The sequence below is a fragment of the Paraburkholderia sp. DD10 genome (assembly GCF_049177125.1).
GTDB classification, from domain to species: domain Bacteria; phylum Pseudomonadota; class Gammaproteobacteria; order Burkholderiales; family Burkholderiaceae; genus Paraburkholderia; species Paraburkholderia terricola.
Window position 1 is genome coordinate 421,517 of sequence record NZ_CP185392.1, and the last position, 23,398, is coordinate 444,914.

The 23,398-nt window shown below is 64.7% G+C and carries 20 protein-coding genes; 16 read left to right on the forward strand and 4 right to left on the reverse strand.

Annotated features, from left to right (window positions below; genetic code table 11):
• The first annotated feature begins 55 nt into the window (after positions 1-55).
• The 4 genes from ACOCG7_RS01985 (at position 56) to ACOCG7_RS02000 (ending at position 4,272) form a co-directional block, all read left to right on the forward strand.
• Positions 56-703 (forward strand): helix-turn-helix domain-containing protein, encoded by a 648-nt coding sequence (locus tag ACOCG7_RS01985; protein WP_073428815.1) that lies wholly within the window; start codon positions 56-58, stop codon positions 701-703.
• A 121-nt stretch (positions 704-824) separates the two neighbouring features.
• Entirely contained in the window at positions 825-1,532 is a 708-nt protein-coding gene (locus ACOCG7_RS01990) for a dienelactone hydrolase family protein (RefSeq protein WP_073428679.1), read from the forward strand.
• A gap of 138 nt (positions 1,533-1,670) precedes the next feature.
• Positions 1,671-3,263, forward strand: coding sequence for an alpha/beta hydrolase (locus ACOCG7_RS01995; protein WP_083082242.1), 1,593 nt, complete (start codon positions 1,671-1,673; stop codon positions 3,261-3,263).
• 148 nt (positions 3,264-3,411) lie between these two features.
• A complete protein-coding gene (locus ACOCG7_RS02000) occupies positions 3,412-4,272 on the forward strand; it encodes a GNAT family N-acetyltransferase (RefSeq protein ID WP_421377673.1) in 861 nt (286 codons plus the stop codon).
• Positions 4,273-4,389: 117 nt separating this feature from the next.
• Here the strand turns inward: ACOCG7_RS02000 and ACOCG7_RS02005 are convergent, their stop codons facing one another.
• Both ACOCG7_RS02005 and ACOCG7_RS02010 read right to left on the reverse strand, forming a co-directional pair.
• Complete coding sequence (locus ACOCG7_RS02005; protein WP_073428677.1) at positions 4,390-4,695, reverse strand: panthothenate synthetase; 306 nt, start codon at positions 4,693-4,695, stop codon at positions 4,390-4,392.
• A gap of 137 nt (positions 4,696-4,832) precedes the next feature.
• Positions 4,833-5,456, reverse strand: a complete 624-nt coding sequence (locus ACOCG7_RS02010; protein WP_073428813.1) for a methylated-DNA--[protein]-cysteine S-methyltransferase — start codon at positions 5,454-5,456, stop codon at positions 4,833-4,835.
• Positions 5,457-5,657: 201 nt separating this feature from the next.
• On the opposite strand from ACOCG7_RS02010, the gene ACOCG7_RS02015 reads away from it, so the two are divergent.
• The 10 genes from ACOCG7_RS02015 to ACOCG7_RS02060 all read left to right on the forward strand — a co-directional run bounded on the left by ACOCG7_RS02015 (position 5,658) and on the right by ACOCG7_RS02060 (position 16,531).
• Positions 5,658-6,995, forward strand: a complete 1,338-nt coding sequence (locus tag ACOCG7_RS02015; protein WP_073428676.1) for a leucine-rich repeat-containing protein kinase family protein — start codon at positions 5,658-5,660, stop codon at positions 6,993-6,995.
• A 94-nt stretch (positions 6,996-7,089) separates the two neighbouring features.
• Complete coding sequence (locus tag ACOCG7_RS02020) at positions 7,090-8,094, forward strand: substrate-binding domain-containing protein (RefSeq protein ID WP_083082245.1); 1,005 nt, start codon at positions 7,090-7,092, stop codon at positions 8,092-8,094.
• A 270-nt stretch (positions 8,095-8,364) separates the two neighbouring features.
• Complete coding sequence (locus tag ACOCG7_RS02025; protein ID WP_421376639.1) at positions 8,365-9,813, forward strand: MEDS domain-containing protein; 1,449 nt, start codon at positions 8,365-8,367, stop codon at positions 9,811-9,813.
• Positions 9,814-10,020: 207 nt separating this feature from the next.
• Positions 10,021-10,326 (forward strand): hypothetical protein, encoded by a 306-nt coding sequence (locus ACOCG7_RS02030; protein ID WP_073428673.1) that lies wholly within the window; start codon positions 10,021-10,023, stop codon positions 10,324-10,326.
• 113 nt (positions 10,327-10,439) lie between these two features.
• Positions 10,440-12,617, forward strand: a complete 2,178-nt coding sequence (locus ACOCG7_RS02035) for an ATP-binding protein (RefSeq protein WP_073428672.1) — start codon at positions 10,440-10,442, stop codon at positions 12,615-12,617.
• Positions 12,614-14,263, forward strand: a complete 1,650-nt coding sequence (locus ACOCG7_RS02040; RefSeq protein ID WP_073428671.1) for a response regulator — start codon at positions 12,614-12,616, stop codon at positions 14,261-14,263. The genes ACOCG7_RS02035 and ACOCG7_RS02040 overlap by 4 nt, the downstream gene beginning before the upstream one ends.
• Positions 14,241-14,873 (forward strand): response regulator, encoded by a 633-nt coding sequence (locus tag ACOCG7_RS02045; protein WP_073428670.1) that lies wholly within the window; start codon positions 14,241-14,243, stop codon positions 14,871-14,873. The genes ACOCG7_RS02040 and ACOCG7_RS02045 overlap by 23 nt, the downstream gene beginning before the upstream one ends.
• Positions 14,874-14,987: 114 nt before the next feature.
• On the forward strand, positions 14,988-15,254 hold the full coding sequence (locus tag ACOCG7_RS02050) for a hypothetical protein (RefSeq protein ID WP_073428669.1): 267 nt from the start codon (positions 14,988-14,990) through the stop codon (positions 15,252-15,254).
• 31 nt (positions 15,255-15,285) lie between these two features.
• Entirely contained in the window at positions 15,286-15,495 is a 210-nt protein-coding gene (locus ACOCG7_RS02055; protein ID WP_073428668.1) for a hypothetical protein, read from the forward strand.
• A 163-nt stretch (positions 15,496-15,658) separates the two neighbouring features.
• Positions 15,659-16,531, forward strand: coding sequence for a hypothetical protein (locus tag ACOCG7_RS02060; RefSeq protein WP_083082249.1), 873 nt, complete (start codon positions 15,659-15,661; stop codon positions 16,529-16,531).
• A gap of 7 nt (positions 16,532-16,538) precedes the next feature.
• Here the strand turns inward: ACOCG7_RS02060 and ACOCG7_RS02065 are convergent, their stop codons facing one another.
• Positions 16,539-16,751: a hypothetical protein gene (locus ACOCG7_RS02065; RefSeq protein ID WP_310122418.1), complete on the reverse strand. Its 213-nt coding sequence runs from the start codon at positions 16,749-16,751 to the stop codon at positions 16,539-16,541.
• Positions 16,752-17,229: 478 nt separating this feature from the next.
• Between ACOCG7_RS02065 and ACOCG7_RS02070 the strand changes: the two genes are divergently transcribed.
• On the forward strand, positions 17,230-19,878 hold the full coding sequence (locus tag ACOCG7_RS02070) for a PAS domain S-box protein (protein ID WP_083082252.1): 2,649 nt from the start codon (positions 17,230-17,232) through the stop codon (positions 19,876-19,878).
• 77 nt (positions 19,879-19,955) lie between these two features.
• Here the strand turns inward: ACOCG7_RS02070 and ACOCG7_RS02075 are convergent, their stop codons facing one another.
• Positions 19,956-23,000, reverse strand: coding sequence for a hypothetical protein (locus ACOCG7_RS02075; protein WP_083082254.1), 3,045 nt, complete (start codon positions 22,998-23,000; stop codon positions 19,956-19,958).
• Between the two features lie 79 nt (positions 23,001-23,079).
• On the opposite strand from ACOCG7_RS02075, the gene ACOCG7_RS02080 reads away from it, so the two are divergent.
• Positions 23,080-23,334 (forward strand): hypothetical protein, encoded by a 255-nt coding sequence (locus ACOCG7_RS02080; RefSeq protein WP_083082256.1) that lies wholly within the window; start codon positions 23,080-23,082, stop codon positions 23,332-23,334.
• Positions 23,335-23,398 lie beyond the last annotated feature (64 nt).

Consider the following 23,398-nt stretch of genomic DNA (forward strand, 5'->3'; position numbering starts at 1 on the left):
ACGAGAAAAAATAAATTCTCGTATGCGAGAAAATTTCCGCGTGGAATCCAGCAAGATGGCCAAGGCAGTGATGAAACAACCGGACGCGAACGCGCATGAAGCGCCGCCCGCGCTCGACCACAAGCTGGTGGGCGGGCACTTGCGCCAGGCGCGCAAGGCGCGCGGCATGACGCTGAGCGAATTGTCGGAGCGCTCGGGCATTGCGGTGTCGACGATCTCGAAGGCCGAGCGCGGCGACATCGCGCTGACCTACGACAAATTCGCGGCGCTCGCGCATTCGCTCGAACTGGAGTTCGACGCGATTTTCGGGCGGCGCCGCAAGCAGGCGGGCGGCGCGATGAAGCCGTCGTTCACGCCCGCCGGCAAGCAGGAAATCTACGACACGCCGAACTACGAGTACGGCATGCTCGCCAACAACCTCACCGGCAAGCGAATGGTGCCGATGCGCGCGCATATTCACGCGCGCGCCGTGTCGGACTTTCCGGAGTACATCCGGCATTCGGGCGAGGAGTTCGTGTTTCTGCTGAGCGGCAAACTGGAATTGCGCTTCGAAAACGGCAAGGCGTTCAAGCTGACGCCCGGCGACAGCCTGTACTTCGACAGCTCGGTCGGGCACATCTATCTGAGCCTCGGCAAGGAGGATGCGGAGGTGCTGGTGTGCTGCGTCGATACGGACGAGCATCGGCCGAAAGGCGCGATCTGACTGGCGGAACGAGGGCGGAACGAGGGCGGATCGGGGCGAACCGGCCGGATATGGCAGCGAGGCTGAAGCGCCTAAACGCATCCGCTATGCTAGCGATTCGGTCTACCTCAAGGAGCAAGTGATGACACAGGCACACGGTTCGATGATCACCTTCAGCCGCCCCGACGGCAAGCAGGTTCAGGGCTATCTCGCCAAGCCGGCGAAGCTGGAGGGCGCGCCCGCCATCGTCGTGATTCAGGAGTGGTGGGGGTTGAACGACCAGATTCGCGGCGTGGCCGACCGGCTCGCGCAGGCCGGCTACCTCGCGCTGGTGCCCGATCTCTTTCGCGGCAAAACGACGGTGGAAGAAGAAGAGGCTCACCATCTGATGAGCGGCCTCGATTTCGGCGACGCCGCCAGTCAGGACGTGTACGGCGCCGTGCAGTATCTGAAGCAGCACGCGGCGAAAGTCGGCGTGACCGGCTATTGCATGGGCGGTGCGCTCACGTTGCTCGCGCTATGCAATGTGCCGGATGTTTCGGCCGGCGTGGTGTGGTACGGCTTCCCGCCGCTGGAATACATCGACGCGTCGAAGATCAAGGCACCGGTCATGGGTCATTGGGCCACGCAAGACGAGGCTTTCTCCATTGAAACGGTCGACGCGTTGGAGAAAAAGCTGATCGAGGCCAAGGTCGACGTCGAGTTTCATCGCTATCTCGCGCGTCATGCGTTCGCGAACGAAACGGCGGTCGGGCCGGGCCGTATCGCCGTTACGCAATTCGATCCGGTCTGGTCGCAGCAGGCCTGGGATCGCACGCTGACTTTCTTCGGCCGCACGCTCTGGAAGTAAAACGGCGCGCGAGCCGGTGCGCCGCTGGCCGCGTCGCTTTTGTCCGTTGGTCCCGTTGGTCCGGTTGGTCCCTTCGTCCCTTCGTCCCTTTTGTAAGGCCGCCTCGTCGCAGCAAATACGAACAAGACGGAGCCTCACATGGCTGTAGCAATGCGAAACGCCGCTCTCGGGCTGTTGACGTGCTTCATGCTGGGCGCCTGTGTTCACGTGCAGGCCGGCGCCGGGTGCGGTAAGGGATGCAGCGACAAGACCCGGGGTCAATTGCTCGATCACCACGTCACCGCGAAGCTCAGCGCGGCGGCGTTTGCAAAATTGCTCGAAGCGAATCCATCCGGCCGGCGACTCGCGCAGATCGCCGGCGCGCCCGTTTGCGGCGTCGAGGTCGTGTACTTCCGCTACCGGACCATCGGCGGCGCGGGCGAGCCCACCACGGCAAGCGGTGCGTTGATGATGCCGGACGGGCCTTCCGCTGCTTGCGGCGGACCGCGTCCGCTGATGCTCTATGCGCACGGCACCACCGCCTACCGAAACTACAACCTCGCCGACATTACGCAAACCGATCCGGGCAATCGAGGCGGCGCGGGCGAGGGCCTCGCCATTGCCGCCACCTACGCGGCGCACGGCTATATCGTGGTGGCGACGAATTATGCGGGCTACGCCGGCTCCGATCTGCCGTATCACCCTTATCTGAACGCCGATCAGCAATCCGCCGATGTGATCGACTCGCTTCGCGCGGCACGCCTCGCGATGAGCGATGCGAAACCGGCAAGCGGCGTGCGTCAGAATGGCAAGCTCTTCGTCACCGGTTATTCGCAAGGCGGTTTCGTCGCGCTCGCGACGCACCGCGCGCTGCAAGCGGCCGGCGTCGAGGTGACGGCGTCCGCGCCGGGATCGGGTCCGTATGCGCTCGCCGCGATGGCCGACGCGCTGATCGAAGGCGACGCGAACCTGGGTTCGACGCTGTTCACGACACTGACCGTAACGGGCTACCAGCGCGCTTACGAGAATATCTACCGCGCGCCCGGCGATTTCTTCGAAGCGGCTTACGCACCGGACATCGAAAAGCTTCTGCCCACCACGCAACCGCTCGATACCTTATTCGCCCAGCGAAAGCTGCCGTCCGCGCAGCTCTTCAGCCGTGTTCCTCCCGCGCCGCAGTTCGCCTCGATGACGCCGCCTGCTTCACCGCCGCTCACGCCGCCCGCGTTGACACCCGTGTTCGCCGGCGGATTCGGCGACGCGAACCTCGTGCGCAACGCGTACCGTCTGGGCCTGTTGCAAGACGCCGCCGCCAATCCCGATGGCGCGTTCCCCAATGCGACGACGGCCATGACGCCGGCAGCGAATCCGGCGCATCCGCTGCGTCGGGCATTCAAGCGCAACGACCTGCGCAACTGGTCGCCGCGTGCGCCGGTTCTGCTGTGCGGCGGCGAGGCGGACCCCACGGTGTTTTTCTTCAACGCGCGCATCGAACAGGCGTACTGGCTGAACGCGAACGTGCCGGCGGGGCTCACTTCCGTACTGGACGTGGACTCGGCCGCCACCGGAGCCGACGATCCCTACGCGCCCGTCAAGCAGGGTTTCGCGAATGCAAAGGTGGCGCTCGCGAGCGAGGCTGTCGCCGGGGGCGCGACGGACGGCGGCGCATCCGCGGTGCTGCGCTCGTATCATGGTGGACTGGTCGCGTCGTTTTGCATGATTGCCGCGCGGGCGTTCTTCGCGAAGTTTTGAACGGGCGCGGTGCTTCAACAGCGCATCGGATTTCAGCCGCGCGTTTCGCCGGGCCTATGACATGTCGCCGAGCGATTTCCGGCATCTCACGCGATAGAACATGCAGCGGAAAACCCTGTGTTTCAAGAACGAGGCAATCATGACCAGCATGAACGAGCAGAATGATTTCATCGTGCGCACGATGTCGGCGCACGAGGTTGCATTAGCGGTCGAATGGGCGGCGCTCGAAGGATGGAACCCCGGCCTGCACGATGCCGAATGCTTTCGCGCGGCCGATCCGCAGGGTTTTTTCATCGGCGAGTGGCATGGGGAGCCGGTCGCGTGCATCTCCGCGGTCGCCTACGGCGAGGACTTCGGGTTCATCGGGCTCTATATCGTGAAGCCGGAGTGTCGCGGCAAGGGCTTCGGCATGCGCATCTGGCGCCACGGCATGGACTACTTGCGCAATCGCAACGTCGGTCTCGACGGCGTTGTCGCTCAGCAGGCGAATTACGGCAAGTCCGGCTTTCGGCTGGCGTATCGGAACATCCTCTTTCAGGGCGTCGCGCGAAAGATCGACCAGCGCGCGGCGGCGCGTTCGACTCTGCTGAATGCTTCGGCGCTGCCCTTCGAGCGGCTGCTCGATTACGATCGACAGTGCTTTCCCGCCACGCGTGAGCGTTTTCTCGCGGCATGGCTTGCGCAACCCGATGCGATTGCATTGGCTGCAATGCAAGCAGGCGAGATTGCGGGCTACGGTGTCATGCGCCGCTGCCGGACAGGCTGCAAGATCGGCCCGCTCTTCGCCGATAGCGACGACATAGCAGGCGATCTGTTCGACGCGCTGGCGGCGCGCATGCCGGGTGAGGCGATTTTTCTCGACGTGCCCGAGACCAACCCGGAGGCGGTTGCGCTGGCCGAACGGCGCGGCATGACGAGCGTGTTCGAAACCGCGCGGATGTATACGCGGCAAGCTCCGGCGCTATCCATTGAACGCGTGTTCGGCGTGACTTCGTTCGAACTCGGATGATCGGCGCGCGGCGGTTCGTTTGGACTTGCGTTGCCGTCGGCGGCCTATCACATGGTCTCAAACGAACCGCGGACGGCAAGCGCATGACGCTGTGCGCGGTCGACGCCGCGGTCCATGCTATTGCCATTTCGTGCCGAGATTCTCCAGCCCGGATTTCATGAGATCGGCTGACAGCATCGCGATCCGCAACTCGCAGTCGGCGTTGAATTTCAGAAACCACGGTTCCGCGAATGCCGGAATCTGCGATGCGTCGTCGACGTTCACCACGAGCACCGCGCCGCGTGCGCCGTTCTGTTCGGTGAAATAGGCGGCCTCCGGTTTTGCGTCCTCGAGTATTCTCGCCAGCACCTCGCCGGCGGTGCCGTCGCGCACCATCGTGTTGAACGGTTCGTGCGGAATTCGTATGTTCAGAAGCATGCGCATGTCATCCTCCTTGTGGATGCCCAAAAGGGCTTCTTAAGGATAGAGGCTTTATACGCTGCTGGCGGCGGCGATGGCCGAGGCTGTCTTTGTGTTGTCGGGTGCTCGATGATTCATCGCAACGGCCCCGCCGCGCGTGGTCAGTTTCCGAACAACGAGGCCTGGGTTCCGCGACCCGGCGCCGGGCGCGCGGGTTTCTTCGGCGCGTGTTCCGCTTGCGGTGTTTGCGGTGCGTGGCGATTGCCTTCCACGGTCTCCACGTTAGCCGCCGCTTCCAGCGAAGTCTGCCCGGCTTCGAGCGACAGCAGCAGCATCTTGTTCGCCAATCCGCCGGCGAAGCCGGTCAACTCGCCGGACGCGCCGATCACGCGATGGCACGGCGCGATGATGGAAATCGGATTCCTGCCGTTCGCCGCGCCGACGGCGCGCACCGCGTTGAGGTTGCCGACCTGCAGTGCGATTTCGGTGTAGCTGCGCGTCTGGCCGAACGGGATCGTCAACAGCGCTTCCCATACTTTCTTCTGGAAGTCGGTTCCCTGAAAGTCGAGCGCGAGGTCGAACTTCCGCCGCGTGCCGGCAAAGTACTCGTTCAATTGACGCTCCGTGTCGATCAGGATCGGGCGGTCGTTCGCTTCGATCATCGCGCCGAGACGCACGCGGTTCGGCTTGTCGTTCTCCCACAAAATGGCGGTCAACCGCTCGCCGCTGGCGACGAGTTTCAACTGGCCGACGGGCGAGTCCATCAACTTGAATGCGTAGGTCACTGCGCGCTCCGAATATTGCCGTTCAATTCTTGCGACCGCCGCGCATCTGCTCCTCGCGCGGCGCATTTGTCCGTTCATTGGCCGATTATGCGCGAAAAGCCTTGTCGATTCCGCACGTCGGTTCTTGCGCCGGCCGCGACTCAGTAGAATTGACAGCTTCGCTACGACACGCAGCGGCAACCGGACATCTCTTCCACGACTTTGAACACGACACTCGAACAACTGCGGGCCGGACAACTGGCGGGCACGCGTCACCTGAAACTAGCGTGCGGACTCAGCGAATTTCCACGCGAGATTTTCGATCTGGCCGACACGCTGGAAGTTCTCGACTTGTCGGGCAATGCGCTCACCACGCTGCCCGACGATTTGCCGCGACTCGCCAGGTTGCGCATTCTCTTCGCCTCCGACAACCCGTTCACCGAGTTGCCCGAAGTGCTGGGCCAGTGCTCGCAATTGAGCATGGTCGGCTTCAAGGCGAACCGCATTCGCCAGGTGTCGGGCAAGGCGCTTGCGCCGCAACTGCGTTGGCTGATCCTCACCGACAACGAGATCGATGCGCTGCCGCCCGAAATCGGCGGCTGTGCGCGGTTGCAGAAGCTGATGCTGGCCGGCAACCGGCTGCGCGCGCTTCCCGATGAACTGGCCGCCTGCACGCGGCTCGAACTGCTGCGTCTCGCGGCGAATCGACTCGACGGACTGCCGGCGTGGCTATTGCGTCTGCCGCGGCTGTCGTGGCTGGCGTATGCCGGCAATCCGTTCAGCGAAGCGCTGGAGACGGCGGCGTTGAGCGACACGCCGATCGCCGATATTCAATGGGACGCGTTGAAACTCGAACAGCAATTGGGCGAGGGTGCGTCGGGCGTGATCTATCGTGCGGCGCTTCTCGATCAGGAAAGCGGCGCGCCGCGGCCGGTCGCGGTCAAACTGTTCAAGGGCGCGGTGACGAGCGATGGTTTGCCCGACTGCGAGATGGCCGCCTGCATTCGCGCGGGCGATCATCCCAACCTGATTCCGGTAGCGGGAAAAGTGCAAGACCATCCGGCCGGCTCGCATGGTCTGGTGATGGAATTGATCGATCCGCGCTTCGGCAATCTCGCCGGTCCTCCGAGCCTTGATTCATGCACACGCGACATTTATGGCGCGCACACACGCTTCGACCTCGCCTGCGCATGGGGCATCGCATACGGCATCGCGTCGGCGGCGAGTCATTTGCATGCGCGCGGCGTGATGCACGGCGATCTGTACGCGCACAATATTCTGCACGGCGGGCAGGGGCGCGCGCTGCTGGGCGATTTCGGCGCGGCATCGTTTTATGCCGCCGACGATCGCGCCGGCGGCGTCGCGCTTCAGCGCCTGGAAGTGCGGGCGTATGGTTGCCTGCTCGAAGAACTGATCGACCGCTGCGACTGGCGAGATGCGCAGGCGCACGCCGCAACGAAGCTGATCGAACTGAAGGACAATTGCCTGAGCGAAGATATCGACAGCCGCCCGTTGTTCGATGAAATCGCTTCCGCCTTGCTGGCGCTGCAAGTTCAATGATGAGCGGAACGCCGCGGCGTGGCGGACAGTTAAAGCCGCTTTCGCCCCTATGCAAAACGGCCGTTCACCGGCTGTGCCGACGAGGAGAGAAGCCATGATGCAGAGAATGCGCCGCCGCGTGGTGTTTGCCGGCGCGCTGGCTGCCGCCGGCGTGACTGGCGCGGCGCGTGTCGGCGCGGTTCCGGGCGGCAAGGCCAACCTCGCGCTCGTGTTGAAGTCGCTCGCCGATCCGTTCACCGTGGCAATGGAGCAGGCCGCGCGTAACTACCAGCAGCATTTCGCTTCGCAGTTCAGCTTGACCGTGCGGGGCACGGCAACCGAGACCGACACGTCCGCGCAGGTTCAAATGGTGGAGGAGATGATCAAGGCCAGGATGAGCGCGATCGTCATCGCGCCGACCCACTCGAAGGCGTTGACGTCGGTCGTCGCGCGGGGAATCAGGGCGGGCATCATCATGGTCACGATCGACAATCCGCTCGACGACGCGTCGCAGCAGGCAGCCGGCATTTCCGTGCCGTTCGTCGGTCCGAACAATCGCAAGGGCGCGATGCTGGTGGGAAACTATCTGGCAAGGCGGCTCGCGGCGGGCGATCAGGTCGGCATCATCGAGGGCAGTTCGGCGGATCGCAATGCGCAGCAACGCACGGCCGGCTACAACGATGCGATGCGAGCGGCAGGCGTGAACGTCGTCGCCGTCGAGACCGGCGAGTGGGAATACGGCAAGGGACGGGACGCCGCGTCGAAAATGCTCGGCGCCTATCCGCGCATGCGCGGCCTCTTGTGCGGCAACGACAACATGGCGATGGGCGCGGCCGACGCCGTTCGCGACGCCGGCAGAACCGGCAGCGTTTATGTCACCGGCTATAACGACATCGCGGCGATCAAGCCGCTGATCGCCGATGGCCGCGTACTCGCGACGGTCAATCAGTTCGCCGACAGGCAGGCGGTGTTCGGCATCGACGTGGCGTTGAAGGCGGTGACCGAACTGAAGAAGCAGAACGAGTTGTCGAGGACGATCGAAACACCGCTGCAACTCGTCACCGCCGCGAATCGCGAAACGCCTCCGCAAACCACGCCCGGCACTAGCGGCGCAGATTGACATGCGTATGAACAAACCTATTCTTTTCGTATGAAAAAACGTGACTAGGGAAAACAACTATTCTTTCTACAATCGCCGTCACGTACTTTGAGACTGCTGGTAAATCCCATATAGCGGAGCCCGAACGCGGCTGTTTCCGCATCCTCTTCTTCAGGATGCGGTGGACGCGCGCGCGAGGTGCCGCCACCTTGTTTTATTTTCGAGCGCGCGGGCAACAGGTTTCGGCTTAGCGCGCCTGTGGTTCTTGGCCCACGTACTTTCAGGGAAGCGATGACCACCGGAACTCGTCAAAGCGGTTTTTCCGCGCTTGGGCCCATTTCCTGGGGCACCCATCTGTGTCACTTCTACGAATCGCGTAGCGAATTACTCAGCGTCACGGCGGATTTCCTGCACGCGGGACTCGCCAATCACGAAGTCGGCGTGTGGGTCGCGCCCGCTTTGCTCGGACCCGACAAAGCCCGTTACATGCTCACGCGAACCGAGCCCGCGCTCGCGGACTATATCGATGCGGGTCAACTGCAAATTCTCGACGGCGCGCAACTCTACGCGCGGCCTAAAAGCGGCTTCAATGGCGGCGCCACGGTCGGCTTGTGGTCGGCCGCGATCAACGAGGCGCTGGGGCGCGGCTTCGAAGGGCTGCGGGTGGCCGGCGACGCCGTCTGCGACGAAAGCACCGATTGGATCGCGCTGCTCGACTACGAAGCGTCATTGAAAGACAGGCTCGCGTCGCGGCCGATCATCGGCTTGTGCACTTACTGCGTGCAACGGCTGCGCAGCGCGCAGAGCCAGGAAATCGCGCGCCTTCACGATGCGACCATCGAGCCGCGCGCCGAACCCCTGGAGCGTTCACGCACGCAGGCCGCGAGGCAAGGCGTGCGGCAGCCGCCAATCGCATCCTTTGGCGCCGCGCGCGATGAAGCGAAAGACCGCGCCATGGGTCCGATGATCGGTCATGAGATTCGCAATGCAATCACGCCGCTTGGCTTGCTCGCCCATTTGCTGAACACGCAGTACGGCCACGACGACCAACTCAAGCGCTATGCGCTGCTGCTATCGCGGCAAGCCAGCCTGCTTGGCGAACTGGCCCAGCAATTGATGGAGCCGGCTCAAGCCGAATTCGCCAATGTGCACGCGCCCGCGCTGGCGGAGCCGCCGCGCGCGTCGCCGGAGACAGGAAGCGCTCAGCCCGAGCCTGTGGATATCGACGATCTGATCGCGCATTGCATTCAGGTCGCCGAAGCGGGGTTTCCCGACCATGCGCCGATCCGTCTGGTGAAAGGCCACGCGCCGCTCGTCGTGCAGGGCCACTTCGGCAAGCTCACGCAGGTGTTCGGCAACCTGATGGTGAATGCGCTCAAGTATTCGGCGGCGGAGCATGCCGTCGACGTCGCGGTGTCTCGCGCCGGACGTTACTGCTATGTCCGCGTGCGCGATCACGGCATCGGCATCGCGCCCGGCGAACTGGCGAGCATCTTCGAGCCATACGAGCGCGGACTCGGCGCTTGTGCGTCGGGCGCCAACGGTCTCGGGCTGGGATTGTCGGTGGTGCGCGACATCGTCGCGAATCATGGCGGCGCCGTCGAGGCGTTCTCGGACGGTCCCGGTTGCGGCGCGGAGTTCGTGGTGCGCTTGCCGTTGGCGAGCACGACAACCTCAGCCGATGCGGCCGTGCATGAGGCAAACGAACGCCAGGCGGTTTGCGCCGCGCCGGCTGTCTGAGATCGCTTGATTCCAGGTGCCTGCCGGCGCGCCGATTCGCGGCGCCTGGCGCTGGCCGGTACCGCTTCCAGCACGGGCATTCACATTCGGGATTTCCTGACACCAGATTCAGGAGACCGCCTGCGCATTTTTCCGGCGTTCCTTACTGTGAGCGGCTCTTGGCCCCTCTAGGATGGGCTATCGAATTTTCTTTTCGGCGGTCCCGTTATGACCGGTCACCCGGCAGACCACGACGATGCAGTTGCGCAGGTCAACAGCGCATGCCTGCGGCTCTTCGACACGTGGTGCGAAAGCAGAAGCGTCATACCGCTTGGCTATCTGTTGCACTGCTGGCCCTTGCCGGACAATCAACCCGCCTCCTTGCGGCGGCTGGCCGACGGCTTGCGCGAACTGAGCAGGGCGCACCCGGGGGCATTGGACGGCCGCATCTGGCCGATATTCTGCGAACTGGCTTTATGTATCGACGAGATTCTGCCGAATCCCTCGCTGCGCATGCCGAACATGCTGCACTAGGCGATAACCGTCACCCCGCGTCTTTGCTGGCGCGACGAGCGGCGTGCATGGACTCCGCTTTGGCAACGAGTGCAGAATAGACGAGACAAGAACCGTAGCACTCGCGGGGACGTATGGCAGACAGCATGTTCGACGCATGGTGGAATTCGGTTGGCCGCTTCCGAAGCAGCGTCGTGTTGCGGCTCTTCGCAACCGTGCTGCTCTTCAGTTGCGCGGTCACGCTATTGCTGACCGGATTGCAGCTTTACCGCGACTACCACCGCGGCGTGGAACAGATCGAAAACCGCCTCGCGGACATCGAGCGCAGCAATCGCGACAGCCTCGCCGAAGCGCTATGGCGGCTCGACAATGCGCAACTCCAACTGGAACTGAACGGCATCTTGCGCATGGCCGATGTCCGCGCGGTGGAGATTCGCGAGACGGGCAAGCCGCACGGGCCCGCTTTCCTGAGCGCCGGGCGGCGCACCGCCGGTCCGGTGATCGTGCGCGAGTTTCCGCTCGTCTACAGCGTGCAGGGCAAGGAGCGCGAGATCGGCCGGCTTTACGTCGAGGCGACGCTTGCCGATCTTTATCACGAGCTGACCCACGCCGCCGTGACGATTCTGCTGACCCAGGCCGCCAACACGTTCCTCGTTTCGCTCTTCACGATCTACATTCTGTCGCGCCTCGTCATGCGGCATGTCGCGGCGATCGCGCGCACGGTGGGACGCTACGATTTCCGCGAGCCGCATCGGCCGTTCACCTTGCCGCGCCGCGGCCCGCGTGAGCCCGACGAACTCGACCGCATGGTGGCCGCGTTCAATGCGATGGGCGAGCGTCTGCATCACGCGTATCTCGACGAACGCGACGCGGCGGCCGAGCGCGAAGCGCGCCACCTGGCCGAGGCGGCCAACCGCGCCAAGGGCGAATTCCTCGCGAATATGAGCCATGAACTCCGCACGCCGCTGAACGGCATTCTCGGCTATGCGCAGATACTCGGACGCGACACGACGCTCAACGAGTTGCAGCAGCAGCGTGTCGCGGTGATCCGCCGCAGCGGCGAACATCTGCTGACGTTGATCGAGGACGCGCTGGATTTCGCGCGGATCGAAGCGGGCAAGCTGCGCGTGGAGATTTGCGACGTGCCGCTGGCGGCGCTCGTCGACGTGATTCGGGACATCATCGGCGTGAAGGCGGAGCAGAAGGGGCTCGCTTTCGTCTGCGAAATCGACGCCGACGCGCCCGCCGGCGTGCGTGCCGACGAGCGGCGCTTGCGGCAGGTGTTGCTCAACCTGCTGGCGAACGCGGTGAAGTTCACCGATCGCGGCGGCGTCAGCCTGCATATCTCCCAAGCCGCGTCGGGTCGCGTTCGTTTCGACATTCGCGATACCGGCATTGGAATCGGTCCCGACCAGTTGGCGAGCATCTTCGAGCCGTTCGAGCAACTGGGCGCGCCTGAGCGGCGCGCCGGCGGGACCGGCCTCGGCCTCGCGATCAGCCGGCAGTTCGTGCGCGCGATGGGCGGCGAGATCGCGGTCGAAAGCGAGCCAGGGCGGGGCAGCGCCTTCTGGTTCGAACTGGAGCAGGCCGGCGTTGCGGCAATCACGTTCCCGACGATAGCGCCCGCGCCGCTTCCGCATCGGCTCACCGGTTACGACGGTCCGCGCAGGAAAGTGCTGATCGTCGACGACGTGGAGGTCAATCGCGCGGTGGTGGTCGATCTGCTAGGCCGCCTCGGCTTCGACACCGTCGAGGCGCACAGCGGCCGCGACGGGTTCGAGAAGGCGCAACGCGAACGGCCCGAACTGATCCTCACCGACATCGTGATGCCCGGCATGAACGGGCTCGAATTGGCGCGCAGCCTGCGTCGGCTGGACGACTTCGCGAGCGTTCCGATCATTGCGATGTCCGCCAGTTCGTCGGGCAGCGACAAGGCGATGAGCGTCGCTGCCGGCGTGAGCGGGTTCGTCTCGAAGCCGGTCGAGTTCGACGCCTTGTTGACGCAGATCGCCACGCTGCTGCGCCTACACTGGATTTATGCGCCGCCGTGCCCGTCCACGTGCGAGGAGGCGTTCGCTCATTCGTCATCGTCGTCGTCATTGCCTGTGCCGCCCGAGCAGATGAGCGAACTCCATCGACTCGCGCGCCTCGGCGACATGCAGGCCATCGTCGCGTGGTCCGAGGGCATCGCGGCGCTCGATGGGCGCCATCGACCGTTCGCGGCGCAACTCAGCGCGCTCGCGAGGGGGTATCAGTCGAGGGCGATCCTGCAACTGGTGGAGCGGCATATGAGCGGCGAGCTACAGCCATGAGCGAGCAAGGCGCGGATACCGGCGAGCGGCCGACGATTCTCATCGCCGACGACACACCCGCGAACTTCGGCGTGGTGGTCGACAGCCTGGTGAACCGCGGCTATCGCGTGCTGGTTGCGCTCGACGGCGAGGAGGCGCTGGAGCGCGCATTGTTTTCGCAGCCCGATCTGATCCTGCTCGACGTGACGATGCCCGGCATCAACGGTTTCGAGACTTGCAGGCGGCTCAAGGCGGATGAGCGCACGCGCGACATCGCGGTGATTTTCATGACCTCGTTGACGGGCAGCGAGGACATGATCGAGGGCTTTTCGGCCGGCGGCGTCGATTATGTGACGAAGCCGGTGCAGGTCGATGAAATGATGGCGCGCATCGAGACGCATCTGGCGCTGCGCGGCATGCACCGGCAACTGGTCGAGCAGAACCGCCAACTGCTGAGCGAAGTGGCGGTGCGCATGCGGGCGGAGGCGGCTCTGTCGCGCGCGCGCGATGAACTCGAACAGCGGGTCGAGCAGCGCACGCAGCAGCTCGCGCAGTCGAATGCAAGGCTGTCCGCCCAGGTCGACGAGCGCCGCCGCGCCGAAGCGAAACTGCTGTCCAGCGAGGCGCGCTTTCGAACGATTGTCGAGACGAGCCCTATCCCGCTGTGCATCACGTCGATGCCGGAAGGCGTCATCCTCTATGCGAACGAGCCGCTGCGCGAACTGTTCGGGCTCGAGGTGCGCGCCGGCACGCTCGTCAATATCGTCGACTTCTATGTGAATGCGAGCGACCGCGACCGGCTGGTGACGCATTTGCGCCGCGAGGGCAGCTTTCGCAACTCCGAGGTCCATTTGCGGCGCTCGGACGGCACCGAGTTCTGGGCGATGGCGACCGCGCGTGTGGGAACGTTCGGCGACTCGCCCGCGATCTACGTGGGGCTGAACGACATCACGGCGCGCAAGCGCATCGAGCAGGAACTGCTCGAATCGCGCGAGCAATTGCGCGAATTGTCCGCCTACATGGAAGCGATTCGCGAGGAGGAGCGCAAGCGCATCGCGCTGGAGATTCACGACGAACTCGGGCAGTTGCTGACCGCGCTGAAGATGGACGTCTCGTTGCTGAAGATGCGTCTCGGCGCCGATCCCGACGCGATCCGCAAGGCGGACGACATGCGCGAGCTGGTCGAGAAAACGATCTGGATGGTCCGCAATGTCGCTAACCATCTGCGGCCCGCGGCGTTAAACTTCGGCATCGTTTCCGCGCTCGAGTGGTTGATCGAGGACTTCGGCCGGCGCAACAGCATTCCGTGCCAGTTGCACATCAACGGCGGCGAGCCGGTGCTGCCGGATGCCTACGCCACGGCGGTATTCCGCATCGTTCAGGCTTCGCTCACCAACATCGGGCGCCATGCGGACGCCACCCGGGCCGACGTGACGCTGACCAGCACCGAGGCGACGCTCGACCTTCACGTAAGCGACGACGGCTGCGGTTTCGAGCCGGAGAAGGCGCACATGGGTTATTCATACGGCCTGCTCGGCATGCAGGAACGCGCCCGGCTGATCGGCGGCGAGATGACGATCGACAGCGCACCCGGCATGGGCACGGCCATTTCCATCCACATTCCGCTCGCAGGCGGGACCCAAAATGATCCACATCCTGATTGCTGACGACCACGCGATTGTGCGCGGCGGCCTGAAACAGATCATCGCGACGACCACCGATATCGTCGTCGCCGCCGAGGCCGCGCAAGGCTCCGAAGTGCTCGAACGTCTGCGCACGGGGCAGTTCGATCTCATGCTGCTCGACATGACGATGCCGGGCATCAGCGGGGTCGATCTGATCCGTCGGGTGCGCGCCGAGGAGCCGCGCCTGCCGGTGCTGGTGCTGAGCATCCACAACGAGGCGCAAGTGGTGTCGCGCGCGCTGCGGGCCGGCGCGACCGGCTACGTGACGAAGGACAGCGACCCGGAGGTGCTGCTCACCGCGATCCGCAAGCTGGCCGCCGGCGGCCGCTTCATCGATCCCAAGCTGGTGGACGCAATGGTGTTCGAGACGCATTCGGGCGATGCGCCGCCGCACGAGATCCTGTCGGACCGCGAATTCCAGGTATTGCGGATGCTGTCGGCGGGCCAAAGCATCAACGACATCGCCGAATCGTGCTCGCTCAGCGCCAAGACGATCAGCACCCACAAGATGCGTCTCATGCAGAAACTCGGCCTCACCAACAACGCCGAGTTGATCCGCTATGCGATCCGGCATGGCCTCGTTGCGGAGTGACAGACGCCTTTAGGGGAATCCTGAACCTTTAACCAGCATTTCCTGACTTCACAATCCGCCGCCGCCGACTGAAAAGCGTCTTGCATTGGCTCACGATGATTCAATGCGAATCGGATGGTCGAGGGGGCGGACGTGGTTGCGACGACAAGCTTACTACGCGGGCTGCGCGAGAAATTGCAGGCCATGGCGGGCACCCTGCCGGTCCGCGTGCTCTCGCTGCACGGTTCGCAGGACGGCCTGACATGCCGGGCCTGCATCGAGATCAGCCGGCCCGACGGCCCGTTGGTGCTGTTCTTCTTCAGACATGACGACGGTAGCTGGCATGCCTTCCCGCCGGAACTCAACCTGTGCAGGATGAGCTTCGAACCATTCGTTGCGTGACATGAACATTCCGCCACAAGGGAGATCATGGATGACCGCGGACAACTGTGGAGAACTGTCGAACTACGAGACGCAATTGCGTGCATGGATGAGCGAATGGTATGACCACGCATTCGCGAGCGGCTTCATCCAGCCGCCGTTCGTGCTCAATCATGCAACCGCGGTGAGGCTCGAAGGCTACTTCAACGTGGGCCTGACTCCCGCTGAAGGCGCCAACGTGATCTTCGGCGTGGTGCATTGATCTGCCGGCGGCGTCCTGCCGCCGTCGTTGCATCAGCGGGATATTACGGTTTGTCAGGATAGGTGGCGCGTGGCACGATGGGGAACCGCACAGGCTCGGTGCCTGTGCGGAGATGCGCCAATCCCGGCGCGGCATTCCTCCCGTGTCGAGACGCTATCCATCCATGCATCGCAGGCGCTTCCTGCTGGCCGCGCTCGGCGCAACAGGCGTCACGCTTGGCGCGCATGCCGCGCCGGCCGGCCACTTCGATATCGTCTATCCGCGCATTCGTCCGGGCGGCGACGTGCACGCCGCGTTCGCTCTCGCCGTCCTCGACCTGGCGTTGAGCACGGCGAACGTCTCCTATTCCGTGCGTCAGGCCGAAATCGTCATGGAGCGCGGCCGCGCGCTCGCCGAACTGGCGAACAGCAACGGTGCGATCAATCTGCATTGGACGAGCATGGAAGCGCGCGCCGAGCGCGGCCTGAATGTCGTGCGCATTCCGATCCATCGCGGGCTGATCGGCTACCGGTTATTCATCATAAGGAAGGACCGGCAACGGGATTTCGACCGCATCGAGCGCTTGTCGGATCTGCAGGCGTTCACGGGCGGGCAGGGACTCGGCTGGATCGACACCGACATCCTCAAGGCGGCGGGTCTGACGATTCAGAGTTCGACCTACGAGACGATGTTCGAGATGACGCAGAGCGGCCGCGTCGATTACTTTCCGCGCGGCATCGTGGAAGCGTATGCCGAGCTGGACGCACGCGGGCGCCGCGAGCCTGATCTCGTCGTCGAAAACAGGTTGATGCTGAGATACCGGTCCGATTTTCTTTTTTACGTCGCCACAGGCCAGGAAGCCCTGGCGGGGGCGATCGAGCGCGGACTCGTCCTGGCGTATCGCAACGGCGCCTACATGCGGCTCTTCAACTCGCATCCGTACATTCAGGACGCGCTGGCGCGCGCGAGGCCCGCGTCGCGCAAGACCTTCGAGCTGGACAATCCCTATCTCTCCGACGCCGACCGCCGCATACCGGCCGCGTACTGGATGAGCTGACGTTCCACTACCCGTTGTGCGCGGCCCATGTTGCCGGCGCGGAGGGGACGAGCAGATCGTCGACGCAATCCGACAACTCGCACAGTTGCTGGAAAGATGCGCGGTCCAAACCGTGCAGCGGATGCCGCCGCAATTCGCGCAGCGCGCCGCCGAGGCGGCGGAACGCTTCCGCATCGCTGTTGATCAGCGGCCAGCCTCGCAACAGATACGTAAGCGGCATGAGCCGTCTGCTTTCGCACCACCGATCGAACAGGCGCGTACAGATCGCGTTGATGTGCTCGACCGCATTTTCTCGTTCGGACAGATAGGGGACCATGGCGGCACGCGCAAGCAGGACGATTGATGTGTGTCCATCGTATGTGGACAGTTATCGCGGTGCTGTCAGGACATGAAGAAAAAAGCTCAGGTCGATGCTGATCTTCGGGTAGGGAAATCCTTAAACGCGGCTTGCACCCCGATGCGGCCGTTTTGCCCCAACTGCCGCCATTGAAGCCGCCACCTGCAAATCTTCCTGGGCTATGCTTGCCGGGTAAGCCGCACCGTGCCCTCGGCCTTTCCGCTGACCAATACTCAACTGGCGCGCCGGCCCGATGAATGTCCGGGAGACGCCCGTCGGGAGGGTGTTGCGCAGCATGGCGCGCATGCGGCGGCGGTCGTGGATGATCGCGCAATCTCTGACCTGATATGCACGGAACTCGATGAAAAAGATCAGCCGGGAGCCGCCACAGGGGCTGGATGCCGTAACGCGGCGGGACGATGGGCGCGTCGAGCGAACCGCGGCCGAGCCGGATGCGCTCGCCTATCTGAAGAATCGCGCGCTCAATCTGGTCCGCGAGGCGGCCTATCTGATCGACCGGAACGCGCGCTTCATTTACGCCAACGACGAGGCTTGCCGCACGCTGGGTTACGACCACGCGCAACTGCTGCGAATGCGTGTGATGGACGTCGATCCCGAGTGGAGCCTCGAGCGCTGGCAAACGGCCTGGGCGGAGTTGCGCGAGAAGGGCTCGCTCCTCGTCGAGTCGACACAGCGGCGCCAGGACGGCACCACCTTGCCGGTGGAAATCAACGCAAGCTATTTCGAGTTCGACGGCGAGCCGTACAACCTGGCGCTCGTGCGCGACATTACCGAGCGCAAGCGGACCGAGGCGCTGCTGATCGGCCAACTTCAGATGGAAGCGCAGTTCCGCCGGCTCGCGGAAAGCACGCCCGATATCATCTGCCGCTATGACCCGCAGTGCCGGCTCGTGTACGCGAACTCCGGACTCGCCTCGATACTTCGCCGTCCGTTGCAGGATCTGCTTGGCGGCACGCCGACCGAACACAGTGCCGATCCGCAGTTCGCCGTCTATCAGCGCGCCCTGGCGGCGACGCTCGAAACGGGCGCCGAACGCACGCTCGAACTCGCGCTGCAAGACGGCGCGAGCAGCGTGAGCTATCACCATGTCCGCATCCTCGCCGAGCGCGGACTGCGCGACGAAATCACGAGCGTGCTGGCGCTCGGACGCGACATTACCGAACGCAAGAAGGCGGAAGCGCATCTGCACGCAAGCGGACAGGCGTTCCGCGCGCTGGTCGAGCATTCTCCCGACTACATCGCCCGCTACGATCGCGAGTGCCGGCGCGTCTACGCGAATCCGGCGCTGCGCGCGCTGCTGCCGCAAGGCATCGACGAAACCGCCGACGCGGGCACGGTCGACGACTCGCCCGTGGTCGACGTGCCGCGGTACCGCGACCGGCTGCGCCGCGTCGTCGAGACCGGCACCGAACGCATGGACGAAATCCGCTTCCGCAATGCCAAGGGCGAAGTGCGCTGGGGGCATATGCGGATGGTGCCCGAGTTCGCCGCCGACGGCCGGGTGGCCACCGTGCTCGCCATCTGCCGCGACATCGACGAACTGAAGCGCAGCGAGCAACTGTTCCGCACGCTCACCGAGAGCTTTCCGGACTTCATCGCCCGCTTCGATCGGGAGGGGCGTCACACCTATGTGAATCCGCGTGTATCGAAGGCATTCGGTATGCCGCAGGAAGACTTCATCGGCAAGCAGCTTCACGAATTGCAGACGGGCGGCAGCAGCGCGCAGAACGAACTGCTCGAAGCGAGCGTTCGCCGCGTGGTGGCGACCGGTGAACCGGCTGACCACGAAGCGCTATGGGCGACCGATGAAGGCTGGCATGTCTTCGAGGTGCGGCATATTCCCGAGAAAGACGCGGAGGGCGATGTGGTCAGCGTGCTCGGCGTGGCGCGCGACGTGACGCGGCTGCGAACCACCGAACTCGCCTTGCGCGCGAGCGAGGTGGCGTTTCGCACGCTGGCCGAGAACGCGCCGGAGATGATCGTCCGCTACGACCGCGACTGTCGCTATAGCTACGTCAACCCGCGGTTCGAACAGATCAACGGGATTCGCGCGGCGGATGCCGTCGGCAAGACGCCCGCGGAGTTGTCGGCCGCCGCGATGCCCGAGTTGCAAATGATCACCGCGACGCTCGATCAGGTGATGACGAGCGGGATCGGCGCGAAGGTGGATCTTACGTGGGAGCGCGACGGCAAGCCGGTCGGCTGGCACGTGAGCGCCGTTCCCGAGCACGACGCCGACGGCGAGACGCGTGGCGCGCTGACGATCTGGACCGACATCACGGCGCGCATGGAAGCCGAACTCCGCTTGCGCGAATCGTATGCGCTGTTGCAGGAGTTGACCTCGCTGCGCGAAACGGCGCGCGAGGAGGAGCGCAAGCGCATCGCCCGCGAGATGCACGACGAACTGGGCCAGCAACTGACGGCGCTGCGGCTCGGCGTGTCGGCGATGCGCATCGAGTTCGCCAGGGATAATTCCGTCCTGGCTGAACGGTTTCAGGATCTGCTGAGTCTCGCGGACGGCACCATGCAGGTGGTGCGCAACGTGGTGGCCTCGCTGCGGCCGGCCGCGCTCGATGCGGGCATCGTCGCCGCGCTGGAGTGGCTCGCGGCCGAGTTCTCGCGCGACGGGCGCGTTGTCTGCCGCCTGCGAATTCCCGACGACAATCTGGTGCTCGACGAAGAGCGCGCCGTGGCGCTGTTTCGGATCGTGCAGGAAGCATTGACGAATGTCGCGCGCCACGCCGGCGCTAGCGAGGTGACGATTTCGCTCGAACAGGTCGAGCAATACTGGAACCTCGAAATACGCGACGACGGGCGCGGCTTCGATTTGACGGCGCCGCGCGCCAAATCGTTTGGGCTGGTCGGCATGCGGGAGCGGGCGCTGATGCTGGGCGGCGAGATATCGGTGCATAGCGCGCCGGGCAGCGGCACGTCGATCGCGGTGCGGATACCGGCGGATGACGAGGCTTCGGGGAGGCGCATGGAGTGAGTGGGGCGCATGGCTGTTTGAGGCACGTCGAGCGTGGGAGGTGCGCCGCGGCGTGCGAGGCGACCGCCCCCCGCATCTCACTTGCGCTTCGCCTTGCCTTTATTGCCCTTGCGCTTGCCAGGCTGCGACGGCCCCGCCGCCGCCGCCGACGGCTGCTGCGCCGCCGCTTCGCGCGCCGCATGGCGAGCGCGTTGCGCTTCCTGCCGCGATTCCAGTTGCTCCCTGCATTGCTGCACCCCCCGTCCCAGCGCGACGTTTTCTTGCATCAACGCCCTGCATCTATCCTTGTCGCCCGTTTCCGTGGCGTAGTAAAGCAAACCTTGCGTGCTGATGGAGAGGTCCTCGTTGAGCAGGTCGAGCAAATCGTTGGCGTCCTCCGGCAGGTTGCTGCCCGTGTCCATGACGACGGCCTTCAGCGCATCCAGAGTGACGCGCATCCACTGACGTTGCGCCGTGTCGACTTCCAGCGTCGCGCGCCATTCGAGGCTGTTCGCGAGCTGGTCGACGACATGCTGCTCCACCCGGGCTCCGCCGGCCATGCCGGGCTGGTCTTTTGAGGCGTCGATCTGCTCCGTCAGTCTTGCATGGACCTCGCGAATCTTGCCGACGGTGTCCTCATTGAGGCTGACCAACGCATCGCTTTGGAATTTATAGCTGCCGGCATCCCGCGCCGGACGTCCGGCAAGATTGTGCACGCGGTTATGCATATCCGCGAACCGGCCCAGCACATCGAAGCTCAGTCGCATGCATTCCGCCTGGCGCTCGCTGCGCGATGCCAGGGAGCCGAGAATCTGGGCCAGTTGGTCCGCCGTGCCGGCGCCCAGGTCCAGCCTCAGCGTCGCGCATTGACCCAACACCGCGCCCGCATTCACACCGGCCGCGCGTGCGCGCTCGGCAAAGCCGTGAGTCACTTTTGCGCGCCGGGACAAGGGCGCGTTGCCGATGGCTTCTCGCGCTTCGCCGTAACACTCGGTCAGGTCAGCCGTGAGGCGGCAGGACATGGCGAGACCGCTCAGCATCAGCACGGTATTCGCCCGCTCGTGCACCATCGTTTCCGGCGCATCCGGGGGCAACTGGAGCACGGTCTCGCGATAGGCATCCACCCGACTGGCCAAGGATCGTGCAAGACCGATGAATTGCGCGTCATCGCCAGGGTTCGCGATGGCGCTCGCGGGCGCGTCGTCGCGCAGCAGGTCAGGAAGTTCGCCGAGGATGTCCTGGAGACGCGCCGCTCCGCTTTGCCGCTCGGTTGCCACGCGAACGCAAAGCGATTTTACGTCGGCCTGCTGAGTGGCGTATGCGGCTCGGATCAGCTCTGTTCTGAGCGCGGAACACAAGTTCAAGAATGCACGAAACGTATCGTTCAACGCGGATGCCGCGTTGGTGAGCGCGCCTCGCGCGAGTCCGGCTGCCTGTTGGATGCGGTCCGCCGTGGACATCAACCGATGCATGTCAGCGGGGCGGTTTTTCGTCGCGTCGAGAAAATCGGCCAGTGCCGCAAAGGGCGTGCTTAACCGTTCCACGTCGATATCGGTCGCTCGTCGAAGGAAAGCCGAGTCTTCGGCCAACGCGAGCAGTGCACGGCAGCGGCCCGCCAGGTCCTCGATGAACGGCTCGGCTGATCCGCCCGTTATCGCTCGCGGTTCGCCGATGCCGATTCCACCGCGGCTTCCCGTGAGTACCTGCGGAATATCGCGCCACAGGGTCGCGAATGCCGCGCCAACCGCCGTCTGCATCTGCGTGATGGCCGTGGCGCGACCCTGGCGAATTTGCGCATGGAGCGCCTGCGGTTCGGGCGTCTCGCGCGCTTCGGGGGACCATTCCGCGGTCGCGCTATCGAATGTATGGGCCGCGTCGTCGTAGGCTTCGGCGGCGTCATGCCACGCGACGATCGCCTCAAGAGCGCTGTCGACAGACTGCGCCGCGGCCTCGTGATTTGCGCTCGCCGAGAGGGTCGCGCCTTCGGCGCGCGCGAGGAGCGGCGCGAGGCCGGTTTGCAATGCGACAAGCCGCGCAACCTCGGGCGGTTCGGCCATGATGGCTTCCACGGCGGCTTCCTGCTCGGGAGCGATTGGCTCCGCAACCGGCTCCGCGGCAACCGTCTCCGCGACAGCCTCCACAACCGCCTCCACAACCGGCGCCTGTACGAACTCGCCTCGCAGCGCCAACGTCAGGTCACCCGTGAGCTTTTCCAGTTCGGCACAGCGAGCGAGGAGTCTCGCCCGCAACGCCTCACGTTGGTTCGGACTCGCCTTCAGCAGCGCGGTGACGCGGCGCTCCGTTGCAGGCGGTGGAGCACGCCCGTCTGCGTCGATGCTGGGCAGTTCCACGTCCACGCCCTCGACAGATGGATCATGCGGAGGCGGTGCGGCCGGTTGTTGCGCAAGGCGGTGTATCGCCGTGGACAGATCATGCGCGCTGGCGCCGATGTTGCGCAGTTCCACGTCGAGGCCTTCGATCGGCGCGTCATGCAACGGCAGTGCGGCCAGTTCCTCTGTCCCGCAGCGCGCGAGTGCGCGGCGCAGCGGCTCGATGGTCAGTTCCAGCGCGCGCACGTAGCCTTCGCCGAACGGGGTTTGCTCGCGCTTCACGCAAAGAATGCCGCGCAGCACGTCCCCTTTGATGTCGAGCCGCGCGACATGAGCATCGCACTCCTCGACCGCCTCGTTCAGGCGAGCGATGTCCCGAACGGGCAGGCTGATTTTGCTGGCGACCTCGACTGCCGCCTGGTAATGATCCGCCGCCGCCTGCCAGGCCCGCGCGGCATCCTCGCATTGCACCACGGCTCGGCCGAGCAGAGAGAAGTTGCTTTTGAAGTTGTCGTCGGCCGGTACGAACTCTTTGCTAAACCGTGTCGCGGAGGTAATCGGGTGGTGCGTGGCTGCAATCGATCGCAAGGCCTGCGCGTCGCGGACGAGCGCCGCGACATCGGCCGGCGAATTCGATCGCTTGCCGACTTCGGACAGGCGGTGCAAGCGCCGGGTACGTTCGTTCGGATCGGCGTTGACGAGCACGGAGAAGTCGTCACTGGAATCCGATTCGGCGTCGCTGACATCATCCGGCGAGGCGTCGCCGGATTGCGCCATGCCATGCGCGGCCGATGACGTTTCGGCGGGCCACATCGCGCGAAGCTGCTCCGCGAGCGCACGGGTCGACGGAGGGGGGGAGCGCCTCGGTGGCGGCGAGCCGGAGGGGCGGCGCGTGCGCGCTTCCGGCAACGCTGCCAGCGAGCCCGCGCGCGCGGATGCGTGCGAGCGCGATACGCCGGGTGTGTCGCTCATGCCCGCGGTGCTGGTGGCGGCGGCAGTGCGGCGGCTCTCTTCGGAAGCCGACGCGGCCGCGTCCGTCGAGGTGGGCGAGATGGGCGATGCGGGAGTAGAGCGAGGAATCATGGTGGGCGTGTCCGCATGGCGGGCATGCTGCCCGCGTTCGAAGACGCTCACCGTACCGCGATGACATCGCGCAAGCGCCGAGCCAGCCGAAATTCATGGTTGCCCAGCGAAAGCGCCAAACCCAGCCT